Raw genomic sequence first — 12,057 nt, forward strand, 5'->3', positions numbered from 1 at the left:
GCCAATCGCGCAGAAAGCACGATGCTTGAGTAACAGGGGAGCCACTGAGGGTATTGGAGAGGAGGCCCAGCATGATCGTGGGAGTGGGGATCGACGTCGTCGAAACAATCACGTTCGCCGCACAAATTGGCGAACCAGGTACTCGGTTCATGGGAGCTTTCACAAGCCGCGAGCGCCGGAACGCGCAAGCACGCGCTGCTGCCCATGCGGTCCCGGGTGAACAAGCCGATCTCAGCACGCACCTTGCCGCACGATGGGCCGCCAAAGAGGCATTCATCAAAGCGTGGAGTTCAGCAATGGTCGGCCAGCCGCCCGTCATTTCTCCAGAGAATGTGGTGTGGACGGAGATCGAAATCATCCAGGATCAATGGGGCAGACCCAGCATCCAACTTCATGGCGATGTAGCCCGCCTCGTTGAGCATACATTGGGCGGTATCCGTGTACACGTCTCCATGAGCCATGACGGTGGCGTGGCAAGCGCGGTGGTCACTATCGAAGGGTCCATTCCGTAACTCGGATCATGATGTATTTAGCCAAGGTAGCAAGGTAACCTTGGACATGCCGCGACTGGCGCCTGAGGTGGTCACCATCGGGGAGCGGCATACTGTTTCGCGACAACCGGTCGCTCGCCTGGGCCGGGCTTCGCAATGCACAGGAGGAAGAATGTCGTTGTTCGACGATCCAATTGCCACTGTTGATCCTGACGTCGCCGCAGTACTCGATTCTGAGTTGGTGCGGCAGCGCAACTACCTCGAAATGATCGCCTCAGAGAACATTGTGCCTCGCGCAGTCCTGCAGGCGATGGGTTCAGTTCTCACGAATAAGTACGCCGAAGGATATCCGGGGCGCCGCTACTACGGTGGTTGCCAAGAAGTGGACAAGGTAGAAACCTTGGCCATCGAACGGGCGAAGGCGCTCTTTGGTGCGGAGTACGCAAATGTGCAGCCGCACTCGGGTGCCCAGGCCAATGCCGCTGTGTACCATGCATTGGTTAATCCGGGAGATACCGTGATGGGCCTCGAACTTGCCCATGGCGGCCACCTTACCCACGGCATGAAGATCAACTTCTCAGGCAAGAACTACAACATGGTCGCCTATGGCCTTGATCCGGAGTCCTTCCGCATCAATATGGATATAGTCCGTGAGAAGGCATTAGAGACCCGCCCCAAGATGATCATTGCCGGATGGTCCGCGTACCCGCGTCACCTTGACTTCGCGGCTTTCCGCGAGATTGCCGATGAGGTTGGAGCATACCTGTGGACCGACATGGCTCACTTCGCTGGACTCGTCGCCGCAGGCCTCCACCCGAACCCCGTGCCGTACTCCGACGTCGTCTCAACCACGATTCACAAGACGCTCGGAGGCCCACGCTCGGGCATGCTGCTTTCGCGTGACGCCGAAGCCTTTGGAAAGAAGCTCAACTCGGCGGTCTTCCCAGGCCAACAGGGCGGCCCGCTCATGCACGTTATCGCGGGCAAGGCGGTGGCCTTCAAGATTGCGGCTGGCGATGAATTCAAGGCGCGCCAGAAGCGCACGTTGGAAGGCGCAAGTATTCTGGCTGAACGCCTTCTCCAGAAGGACGTGGCCGATGCAGGCGTCTCACTCGTGACCGGTGGAACAGACGTTCACCTCGTGCTCGTCGATCTGCGCAACTCGCCCATGAACGGCCAAGAGGCCGAAGACCTGCTTGATCAGGTGGGCATCACGGTCAATCGCAATGCTGTGCCGTGGGATCCGCGGCCCGCTCGCGTCACCTCCGGCCTGCGCATCGGAACGCCAGCGCTCGCGACCCGCGGTTTCGGTGCCACGGAGTTCACTGAGGTTGCAGACGTCATCGCAACTGCACTTGCTCACGGAAAGTCCGCAGACATTGATGGATTGCGTGCCCGTGTTGCTCGCCTAACGGAGGCCTTCCCGTTGTACGAGGGCCTCGACCAGACTGGTGCGTCCCTCACCGGGCAAGATTCGGTCAACGAGTTCACGAACGCTGGGAATCGCTGATGCCAGCACAGATCCTCGATGGAAAGGAAACGGCTCGCCAGATCAAGCAAGAGCTAGCTTCCCGCGTGGCGCTACTACCGGTGGTACCTGGCCTAGGAACAGTACTTGTGGGTAGCGATCCGGGCTCTGTTTCTTATGTTGCGGGCAAGCACCGTGACTGTGCTGAGGTGGGCATTGCTTCAATCCGCGAAGACCTGCCAGCCGATGCCACGCAGGCAGATATTCGCGCGGCCATCGAGCGGCTCAACAATGATCCCCACTGCACCGGATACATCGTTCAGCTCCCGCTTCCTGCAGGGATTCCCGTCAATGATCTGCTGGAGCTCATTGATCCTGAGAAGGACGCTGACGGTCTGCATCCGACCAATCTGGGCAGGCTAGTACTGCGGGTGAACGAGGAGATCTCCTCACCGCTGCCATGCACTCCGGCTGGCATCATTGAGTTGCTCGAACGTCACGGCGTGGAGTTGGCAGGCAAGGACATTTGCGTGCTGGGACGCGGGGTGACCGTGGGCCGCTCCATCGGGCTGCTCCTAACTCGCCGCGCCATCAACGCCACCGTCACCTTGTGCCACACAGGAACTGTTGACCTAGCGGAGAAAGTACGCCGCGCTGATGTAGTCATCGCCGCCACTGGCCAGCCACATATGGTCAAGGCGGAGTGGGTCAAGCCTGGCGCTGTGGTGATCGACGTCGGAGTATCCCGCGTCTTTGATGAATCTCGCGGAAAGTACGTGATTACCGGCGACGTCGATCCAGAGGTCGCGAACGTTGCGGGTTGGATTTCCCCGAATCCTGGGGGTGTCGGGCCCATGACTCGAGCAATGCTCTTAGCCAATGTTGTGGCAATCGCCCAAAGGCAGGCGGGTCTGCGCTAGCAGATGGGGGAGCGCCCAAGCGCAGCAGAACATGATGCGGATGGGTCACCAAGCTCGGTAAGGTGGTGAGGTGCGCACAGCCTGCGCACCTCACCACCGGCCGCGTGTGCCAGTGGTGAGGACTGACCCAAGGAGAACATGTGCGAATCGCAACCTGTAACGTGAATGGCCTCCGCGCCGCAGCTGTCAAGGGAATGGCTGCGTGGAAGGAAGCCGTCAACGCTGACGTCTTGTTGCTCCAAGAGGTTCGCGCACCCGAGAGTCTCATCGAGGGCCTGATTGGGCCCGGATACCACGTGTTCAGCCGGGCTTGCGACATTAAGGGGCGCGCAGGTGTTACCGTTGCAGTGCGCGAATCAATCGCGACTGGCGAGGTGCGCGTCGGCGTCGCCGAACCAAACGGGCTGGAAGAACCACTGGTGGATACTGGCCGATGGATTGAAGTGGAGCTTCCCGAATACTCAATGACGGTCGTATCGGCATACCTCCACTCTGGGGATGCAAGAGTGGAAGAAAAGATGGCCGCCAAGTTCTCCCATCTCGATAGCGTTTCTCGGAGGTTGGAAGCAATGCAGAGCGGCGCGGCCACAGCCAATACTCAACGCATAGTTGTGACAGGCGATTTCAACATCGTTCATACACCACTCGATATCACCAACTGGAAGCCTAACCACAACAAGACGGCGGGCGTTCTTGATGAAGAGATCGCTTACCTCGACCGGTGGTTTGGGGATTACGGCTACGTGGACACCCAGCGTTCGCTTTCGCCAGACACACAGGGGCCTTACACCTGGTGGTCCCAACGCGGCAAGGCGTATGACAACAACGTGGGCTGGCGAATCGACTACCAGATGACCAATCCAGCGATGGCCCAGTCAGCTCGGGCGTTTTCGATCGATCGGGCGGCCACGTACGCCACTCGCTTCTCCGATCACGCTCCGCTCATCATTGATTACGAGTTGTAGTGATGGAGCAGTCCCGATCGCACAGCCCACTGCACAGAATCTGGGCTGGAGTCAAAGCCAGCATCGCTTGGGTTCAATCGGTGATCCATCGGGTGCAGGCCTTGTGGCCAGCCCGGGCACTCGCGCGGTACGGCGTTGCCCGCGGTGGTCTGCTATCTGGTGGGATTGCATACTCTGCCCTGTTTTCAATAGCGGCAGCCGCCACTATTGCGTGGACCGTCTTCATGACAGTGCTCGGTTCGAACGCCGAGTTCAAGGTCCAAGTGATCGATGCTGTCAATGAAGTCCTTCCTGGCTTCTTCACGAACCCTGCAGATCCGAGCTCCACAGGCCTTATCGATCCTGATTCTCTGGTCCTTAGTTCGGTGATCACGCCTGCCTCTGTCATTGCGGCGCTAGTGCTGCTGTGGACGGCGATCTCAATGATTACGTCGATCTCGGGATCAATCAGAGCGATGTTTGGCATGAACGCGATGAAAGAGAACGTGGTGCTCGTCTACGTGCGGGCACTGGGCGGATTCTTGGTACTGGTTCTGGGCATTTTTGCCTCGGCCTCCTTCACGCTCGTCGCTACAGCACTCGCGGACAAGCTAGGTATGGGTGGTCAGGCCGCATCCGTGACCTTGCGCGTGGGTTCCGTCTTCGCATCGCTCGTGATTGACGCACTGGTGGTGGCATTCCTCATCCGAGTGGTGGCCATCGTCCGCGTGCCACGCCGCGACCTTTTGCTCGGATGCTTTGTTGCTGCGCTTGGCACCTCGGCGATCCGGATGCTCGGTACATCTGTGGTGGGATCGGTTTCCGAGAATCGGCTCCTCGCCTCGTTTGCAGCACTCGCGACTTTGCTGCTCTGGCTCAACATTTCGGCCCGGATTCTCCTGATGGCTGCGGCATTCATGGCGAACCCACCACGTCCCGCCCCGGTGGAGTCTGCCGATCAAATCCACGCTGCCGAGACCCCCAATTACGTTTCTCTCACCGCACCGCACACGCTCACATGGCCGCACGATCCGTTGACGGGTAGCCTCATTGGCGATCACCACGCGCCAACTCATCCGCCAACTCCAGACGAAACCACCACTGCAGATCCCGCAGCGTCGAATTAATGTGACGCTTCGCCACCACCTTGAATGGAGAACAATCATGCCTTTCCACGCCATCATTCCCGCAGGTGGAGCAGGTTCGCGATTGTGGCCGCTCTCGCGCAGGTCCAATCCCAAGTTCCTAACGGACCTCACTGGGCAAGGGCGCAGCCTTCTTCAACTCACCGTCGATCGCATCGCGCCCTTGGCAGATCAGACGATGGTCGTCTGCGGTTCTGAGCATGAGGCCGCAGTGGCATCCCAAGTGCCGTCCGCCGGAATCGTGGTGGAGCCGAGCCCGCGCGGCACGATGGGCGCAATCGGCCTTGCGGCCGCGATTATCGAAGCTCGTTGTGGCGACGTCGTCGTCGGCAGTTTTGCGGCGGATCATCTCATTACGGACGAAGACGCTTTCCGGGAGGCAGTGGCTCGCGGAATTGAGTCGGCAGAGGCCGGATTCGTTGCCACAATAGGAATCACGCCAGACGAGCCCTCAACAGCCTACGGATACATCCACGCAGGCTCCGAGCAAGGCTCGGGCGCGTGCATGGTCACGTCCTTCGTCGAGAAGCCGGATGCTGCTACCGCTGCGCAGTATTTGGCCACCGGTGAGTACTTCTGGAACGCGGGTATGTTCATTGCTCGCACCTCCGTGCTCCTTGATGCACTGGAGCTGTTTCACCCTGAAATCGCTGGTCCTGTGCGTGCCTTGGGGGCTGCGTGGGACGGGCCAGGGCGCGAAGCGGCCATTGAGGAACACTGGACCCACCTTGCCAACGCGGTCATTGACCGAGCCATTGCGGAGCCTTTGGCCGCTCAGCACGGCGTCACGGTTGTCCCCGCTGATATGGGATGGTCCGATGTTGGTGATTATGCTTCACTAGCTGACGTGATTGATCCCACTGAGATGGCCTCCCAAATCTCACCCGGTGGGACAGCACAGCCCACCATGCGGATCGACTCGCCTGACGCACTGATCTATACCCACTCCAAGCCGGTCGTGGTGGTGGGTGTTCCCGAGGTCGTAATAGTTGAAACAGACGATGTTATTCTCGTGACCCAAAAAGGCGCTTCCCAACAAGTAAAAACAGCCGTCGATTCCCTCAAGATGGCTGGCCTAGACATGCTTCTATAGCTCGGATGTGCGATGGCTAGGGCATGAAGTGTTTCGAGATCAAACTGAGATATGGTGAGTTTTTGGCTACAGACGGCCAAATCCCCGCAATGCCGCAGATTAATGCCCCACAACCAGCATTTGGACACGTACACTTATCGTGTCCGACGCCTAATCAGGCGATCCAGACGCACACACACAGGAGAATACGCGTGAAGAACCTCAAGTTTGTTGCGGCGCTCGGCGCCGCAGCGCTCATGCTTGGTGCTTGTAGCGGAAACAGCGACGACAGCAGCGATACCAGCAGCGGCGACGCAACCACAGCAGCAGAGCAAATCGATTACACAGCTTGCCTCGTTTCCGACGCTGGCGGCTGGGACGACAAGTCCTTCAACCAGTCTGCGATGGAAGGGCTTCAACAGGCCGTTTCCGAACTGGGTGTCAAGGAGAACGACGCCGAGTCCACATCTTCCACAGACTTCGAGCCAAACGTTCAGGCCATGGTTGACTCCAACTGCAACCTGATCATTGGCGTCGGCTTCAACCTTGCTGATGCAGTTGGTGCAGCAGCAGTTGCCAACTCCGGCGTCGACTTCGCACTAGTCGATTCCACCTTCAGCGACGACTACGCAGGCGACAACACCCGCGCACTCGTCTTCAACACTCAGGAAGCGGCTTACCTCGCTGGGTACGCGGCAGCTGCATTCACCAAGACCGGAACGGTTGCCACCTTTGGTGGTATCCAGATCCCATCCGTCACAATCTTCATGGACGGTTTTGCTGACGGCGTCTCCAAGTACAACGAAGACAACGGCACGGACGTGAACCTCATCGGTTGGGATAAGGACACCCAGACCGGTCAGTTCACCAACAGCTTCGACGACCAGACGCTCGGCACCCAGGTTGCTAACCAGCTGATCCAGCAGGGTGCGGACATCATCATGCCAGTGGCAGGCCCAGTTGGTCTTGGTGCAGCATCTGCAGCTCAGGCTGCTGGTGACACCTACATCGTTGGCGTTGACTCCGATTGGTACGAGTCCACCGAATACGGTTCAATCACTCTGACCTCGGTTATGAAGGGCATCGGTGCCTCGGTGTTCGACACCATCAAGGTTGGTTCTGAAGGCAACTTCAGCAACGAAAACTACATCGGTACCCTTGAGAATGGTGGCGTTGATATCGCTCCATTCCACGACTTCGAGAGCCAGCTCCCGGATGGCTTGACGGATACCCTTGATCAGCTGAAGCAGGACATCATCGACGGCACAATCGTCGTTGAGTCCGATTCTTCCAACTGATAACGCAGAGGGCCCGGCTGTTGCGCGTGAGCGAATAGCCGGGCCTTTATGCACCCAAAGTGTTTGCTAGGATAAAGCGACTGCGATATTGTGATCAACGACATGGCGTGCCGTCATTCCGTTGAATAGTCGCGGTGGAGCGAACCGCTACGAAAGCTTCCGATCCGCCAAGTTGCGGATGAAGAAAGGCAGGCTACAGTGCAACTGGAGCTTAGAGGGGTCACTAAACGATTTGGTCCCTTGGTTGCCAACGACCATATCGATCTGACCGTCGAGCCGGGAGAAATCCACGCTCTGCTTGGTGAGAATGGCGCCGGCAAGTCAACTCTCATGAATGTTCTTTATGGCATCTATGAGGCGGATGAAGGTGAGGTTCTCCTTGACGGTGAGCCCGTCCGGTTCCGTGGAGCAGGCGACGCCGTGGCCGCCGGTATCGGCATGGTTCACCAGCACTTCATGCTGGTCCCCGTTTTCACTGTGGCGGAGTCGGTGGCGCTTGGATATGAGCCGACCAAGTCGGGCGGCATCATTGATGTGAAGAAGGCCCGGGAGCTGGTGCGCGATGTCTCAGCTCGATTCGGATTTGATATCGATCCGGACGCCTACATCGAAGATCTTCCGGTGGGCGCTCAGCAGCGAATCGAAATCGTTAAGGCGCTCTCCCGTGATGCTTCCATCCTGGTTCTCGACGAACCCACTGCGGTGCTCACCCCGCAGGAGACCGATGAACTCATGGATATCATGAAGCAGCTGGCTGCCGGGGGAACATCGATCATCTTCATTACCCACAAGCTGCGCGAAGTGCGCGCTGTGGCTGACAAGATCACCGTTATTCGCCGCGGAAAGGTTGTTGGCGAAGCGTCCCCAAGTTCTACTGAGGCGGAGCTGGCCACAATGATGGTCGGACGCCCGGTTCTGCTCCGTGTTGAAAAGGGGCCATACACACCCGGAGAAGTTGGCCTTTCACTTCAGGACATCTCCCTCGTGGATCCAAACGGTGCGGTGGCACTAGACCACATCAGTCTTGACGTTCATGCCGGTGAAGTGGTTGCCGTAGCTGGCGTGCAGGGTAACGGCCAATCGGAACTTGCTGACGTGATCTTGGGTCTGCAAACACCCGATGAAGGCACAATCACGCTCGAAGGCAAGAAGCTCAACAAGCTCAACGTTCGCAAGCGCCTTGATTCTGGCATTGGCTTTGTCCCGGAGGATCGGTCCACTGACGGCATGGTTGCGCAGTTCTCAGTAGCTGAGAACCTTGTGCTCGATCAGTACAAGAATGAACCCTTTGCAAAGGGCCCGGCTCTCAATCCGTCTGAGATTGCCAAGCATGCCGAGGCATTGACCGCGGAATTCGATATTCGATTGACTAAGACATCTGATGCGATCTCCACCCTTTCCGGTGGTAATCAGCAGAAAGTGGTAGTTGCCCGCGAGCTCTCGCGCAACTTGAGCCTGTTCGTGGCAAACCAACCAACCCGCGGCGTCGATGTTGGTTCAATTGAGTTCATTCACCAAAGGATCATCGCGGCGCGCGATGCCAATGTCCCCGTGCTCGTGGTTTCATCTGAACTGGATGAAGTTACTGGACTGGCTGATCGCATTGCGGTTATGTACCGCGGGGGAATCGTTGGTGTGGTCCCAGCCAACACGTCGCGAGCGGTGTTGGGCCTCATGATGGCAGGCGTTCCTTATGAGGAAGCCATTTCACACGACACGCAGGAGGTGGCCCAGTGACGGAAACTCAAGAAGCCGTCCCGGCCAAGGTTAGCTTTGGACAGTGGGCCAAGGCGGCGCTGTACGTTGGGGTTCGATCCAGCTGGCTCGTTTACGTACTCGCATTCGTCGTTTCGCTGATTGTCGGCGCGATTCTCATCGTGATTTCTGGTGCCAGCGTTGCCGATGCTTACCTAGCAATGTTCCGCGGCGCTATCTTCAACTACCAGGCCAGTGACGTTGCAACGATGTTCAAGCCACTCACATCGAGCATCTACGCTGCTGTACCGCTCATCATCGGTGGATTGGGATTGGCGTTGGGCTTCCGAGCCGGGCTCTTCAATATCGGCGGTACGGGCCAGCTTGTCATGGGTGCAATCGCAGCGGCTTACGTTGGTTTCACCTTCGATCTGCCGTATGGGGTGCACCTCTTCTTCTGCCTAGTGGCAGCAATTGCTGCTGGTGGCTTCTATGGCTGGATCGTAGGAATCCTTAAGGCTAAGACAGGCGCCAACGAGGTCATTCTGACCATCATGCTCAACTCGATAGCAACGCTTTTCCTGGCGTACCTGCTAACACAGCCAACTTTCCAGCGCGAAGGCTCATCTAATCCGCAATCCGAGATCATCGCGGGTTCAGCCCAGATGCCAAGTCTCCTACCCGCCCCGTTCCAGCTCGATCTGGGGTTTGTGGTGGCCATTGCGGCAGCCATTTTCGTGTGGTGGTTCCTTGAACGATCAACGTGGGGATTTGAACTGCGTGCCGTTGGTGCCAACCCACACGCGGCCCGAACTGCGGGTATGTCAATCGCATTCGTCACCGCTATGACTATGGCGCTCTCAGGCGCGCTATTGGGCTTGGCGGGTGGCATTCAGGTCACGAGCACGATGAAGTACCTAACGGGTGACGTGGCTGGATCAATCGGCTTCGATGCGATCACGGTGGCCTTGCTCGGCCGGAACAAGCCCACGGGCACGTTCTTCGCGGGTCTGCTCTTTGGAGCCTTCAAAGCAGGCGGCAGAATCATGCAGGCGCAAGCTGATGTGCCGATCGACATGGTCCTCGTACTCCAGTCGGTCATCGTTTTGCTGATTGCAGCACCGCCGTTCGTGCGGTGGATGTTCCGCCTTCCAAAGCAGAATGACATGACAATTCGTCAGTACCTCACACTCCAAGCAGAGAAGGAGGTGGCAGCATGAGCACCACGGTTCTCACTCCAGAAGTAGCACCTGCGCTTCCCAGCGACATCGTCACAAAGATCAGCTGGAAGATGCCCATCACGTACGCAGTGGCGACTATCGTGACGCTTGTGGTTGCTGCGAGCACCAGCGGTATGACCACGTTCCGGTTCACATTGAGCCGCTCGGATCGATTCGTGATTCCGGACTGGCATGTCAATGGCGCAACGATGAACTGGATACTGGCCGGTTTGACGTTGCTCGTGTTTCTCTACTCGTTGTACCGAGCCGTCAGCCGAAAGCCTGTGGGTGTAGTACCGGCAATTGTGGCCGGTGCGAGCGTCGTGGCTGCTTTGCTGACGTGGCAAGGAGCCGACGCCGTGGGTGCCGTCACCTTGACAGCAACTTTGGCTTCCGCTTTGGCACTTTCCACGCCACTTATCTTCGGATCGCTTTCCGGCGTGGTTGCCGAGCATTCGGGCGTTGTCAACATCTCCATTGAAGGTCAGCTATTGGCTGGCGCCTTCGCAGGTGTGCTGGTTGCCTCCGCTACCGGCTCTGTGTGGCTGGGCCTCTTGGCTGCACCGCTCGCAGGCGTTCTCATGGGTGCGCTTCTGGCTCTGTTTGCGGTTAAGTACAACGTGGACCACATTATTGTGGGCGTCGTCCTCAACACCTTCGCACTGGGCCTGACCACATTCTTCTTCTCCACGGTTCTCTCAGAGAATCCGGAACTGAACTCTTCGGCAGTAAACCTGCCGAACGTCAAGATCCCTCTGCTCGGCGATATTCCCGTCATTGGGCCAGTGCTCTTCAACCAGACAGTTCTCACGTACTTCATGTATGTGGTGATCGTAGTGTTGACGATCTACCTGTTCCGCTCGCGGTGGGGACTTCGCCTGCGCGCTTGTGGCGAGCACCCGCATGCTGCGGCAACTGTGGGAATCAATGTCCGCCGCACCCGAGTTAACGCCACACTTCTCTCAGGAGCTTTGGCAGGATTGGGCGGCTCATTCTTCACCATCGGTGCCTCCATCGGTCACAGCTTCAACAACAACATGTCTGCTGGAAACGGCTACATCGCCCTCGCGGCAATGATCCTCGGCAAGTGGAATCCGCTGGGGGCAGTGGGAGCGGCGGTGATGTTCGGCTTCGCGAAGGCACTCGCAATTCTGATGCCAAGCCTTAACTCGAACGCACCTTCCAACCTCATCAATATGATTCCGTATCTCGTGACGGTTCTCGCGGTTGCCGGATTCGTCGGCCGCTCGCGGCCACCGGCCTCAGAGAACGTTCCATACAACAACTGAGCCAGAGGGAAGCGAACCTTCCACAGTGCTTGAGAATATGGCGGGTTAGCCAACCGGCTAGCCCGCCATCATCGCCTGAGGGGATGTACATGGAAATCAACAAGAATACCTGGGAGCACCTTCACGGCCTCGCTGTCGAGGCAATGCGGCATGCGTATGTGCCGTACTCGGGCTACCCAGTGGGAGCCGCAATTCTCACAGCAGACGGCAACTATTTCAGTGGTTGCAATGTGGAGAACTCCGGATACGGAGTTGCTCTGTGTGCCGAATGCGGCGCAGTTTCCGACATGATCAAGGCAGGCAGCACCGATATTGTTGCCTTTGCTGCAGTTAACGGAAATGAGGAACCCGTGGTGCCGTGTGGCAGGTGCCGCCAGCTTATTTCCGAACACGGCTCGGAGCGCACCTTGCTCGCGATGCCAGTAGGCATCTTGCCGTTCCCTGAAGTCATGCCGTTTGCTTTCGGGAAAGAGGATCTGACTGAGGTCCCCACTTCGACCTACCACGAGGACTAA

11 protein-coding genes and 1 riboswitch are annotated in these 12,057 nt (G+C 58.0%); all 11 genes read left to right on the forward strand.

Features of this window, described 5'->3' with window-relative positions; genetic code table 11:
* Positions 1–71 precede the first annotated feature (71 nt).
* The 11 genes from acpS to H2O17_RS03725 all read left to right on the forward strand — a co-directional run bounded on the left by acpS (position 72) and on the right by H2O17_RS03725 (position 12,057).
* On the forward strand, positions 72–512 hold the full coding sequence (gene acpS, locus H2O17_RS03675; RefSeq protein WP_182050395.1) for a holo-ACP synthase AcpS: 441 nt from the start codon (positions 72–74) through the stop codon (positions 510–512).
* A 41-nt stretch (positions 513–553) separates the two neighbouring features.
* Positions 554–643, forward strand: a riboswitch (ZMP/ZTP riboswitch).
* Between the two features lie 20 nt (positions 644–663).
* Positions 664–2,001, forward strand: a complete 1,338-nt coding sequence (glyA, locus tag H2O17_RS03680; protein ID WP_182050396.1) for a serine hydroxymethyltransferase — start codon at positions 664–666, stop codon at positions 1,999–2,001.
* Positions 2,001–2,879, forward strand: a complete 879-nt coding sequence (locus H2O17_RS03685) for a bifunctional methylenetetrahydrofolate dehydrogenase/methenyltetrahydrofolate cyclohydrolase (RefSeq protein ID WP_182050397.1) — start codon at positions 2,001–2,003, stop codon at positions 2,877–2,879. The genes glyA and H2O17_RS03685 overlap by 1 nt, the downstream gene beginning before the upstream one ends.
* Positions 2,880–3,019: 140 nt before the next feature.
* Positions 3,020–3,844, forward strand: a complete 825-nt coding sequence (locus H2O17_RS03690; RefSeq protein ID WP_182050398.1) for an exodeoxyribonuclease III — start codon at positions 3,020–3,022, stop codon at positions 3,842–3,844.
* Positions 3,845–3,846: 2 nt separating this feature from the next.
* On the forward strand, positions 3,847–4,950 hold the full coding sequence (locus tag H2O17_RS03695) for a YihY/virulence factor BrkB family protein (protein ID WP_182050399.1): 1,104 nt from the start codon (positions 3,847–3,849) through the stop codon (positions 4,948–4,950).
* A 37-nt stretch (positions 4,951–4,987) separates the two neighbouring features.
* Complete coding sequence (locus tag H2O17_RS03700) at positions 4,988–6,061, forward strand: mannose-1-phosphate guanylyltransferase (protein ID WP_182050400.1); 1,074 nt, start codon at positions 4,988–4,990, stop codon at positions 6,059–6,061.
* A 191-nt stretch (positions 6,062–6,252) separates the two neighbouring features.
* Complete coding sequence (locus tag H2O17_RS03705; RefSeq protein ID WP_182050401.1) at positions 6,253–7,338, forward strand: BMP family lipoprotein; 1,086 nt, start codon at positions 6,253–6,255, stop codon at positions 7,336–7,338.
* Positions 7,339–7,536: 198 nt separating this feature from the next.
* Positions 7,537–9,075 carry an ABC transporter ATP-binding protein gene (locus H2O17_RS03710; RefSeq protein WP_182050402.1) on the forward strand — a complete coding sequence of 513 codons (1,539 nt, stop codon included), beginning with the start codon at positions 7,537–7,539 and terminating at the stop codon, positions 9,073–9,075.
* Positions 9,076–9,134: 59 nt separating this feature from the next.
* Positions 9,135–10,253 (forward strand): ABC transporter permease, encoded by a 1,119-nt coding sequence (locus H2O17_RS03715; protein WP_182050933.1) that lies wholly within the window; start codon positions 9,135–9,137, stop codon positions 10,251–10,253.
* The gene (locus H2O17_RS03720; RefSeq protein ID WP_182050403.1) at positions 10,250–11,542 is read left to right on the forward strand and encodes an ABC transporter permease; all 1,293 of its coding nucleotides are present in this window, start codon (positions 10,250–10,252) and stop codon (positions 11,540–11,542) included. The genes H2O17_RS03715 and H2O17_RS03720 overlap by 4 nt, the downstream gene beginning before the upstream one ends.
* Before the next feature lie 89 nt (positions 11,543–11,631).
* Positions 11,632–12,057 carry a cytidine deaminase gene (locus H2O17_RS03725; protein ID WP_182050404.1) on the forward strand — a complete coding sequence of 142 codons (426 nt, stop codon included), beginning with the start codon at positions 11,632–11,634 and terminating at the stop codon, positions 12,055–12,057.

The organism is Changpingibacter yushuensis, assembly GCF_014041995.1.
Taxonomy (GTDB): Bacteria; Actinomycetota; Actinomycetes; order Actinomycetales; family Actinomycetaceae; genus Changpingibacter; species Changpingibacter yushuensis.

Bases quoted from the DNA above. Each gene is read 5' to 3' on its own strand.
- glyA (WP_182050396.1), top strand. From the start codon at position 664: ATGTCGTTGTTCGACGATCCAATTGCCACTGTTGATCCTGACGTCGCC.
- H2O17_RS03725 (WP_182050404.1), top strand. From the start codon at position 11,632: ATGGAAATCAACAAGAATACCTGGGAGCACCTTCACGGCCTCGCTGTC.
- H2O17_RS03700 (WP_182050400.1), top strand. From the start codon at position 4,988: ATGCCTTTCCACGCCATCATTCCCGCAGGTGGAGCAGGTTCGCGATTG.
- H2O17_RS03720 (WP_182050403.1), top strand. From the start codon at position 10,250: ATGAGCACCACGGTTCTCACTCCAGAAGTAGCACCTGCGCTTCCCAGC.
- H2O17_RS03695 (WP_182050399.1), top strand. From the start codon at position 3,847: ATGGAGCAGTCCCGATCGCACAGCCCACTGCACAGAATCTGGGCTGGA.
- acpS (WP_182050395.1), top strand. From the start codon at position 72: ATGATCGTGGGAGTGGGGATCGACGTCGTCGAAACAATCACGTTCGCC.
- H2O17_RS03685 (WP_182050397.1), top strand. From the start codon at position 2,001: ATGCCAGCACAGATCCTCGATGGAAAGGAAACGGCTCGCCAGATCAAG.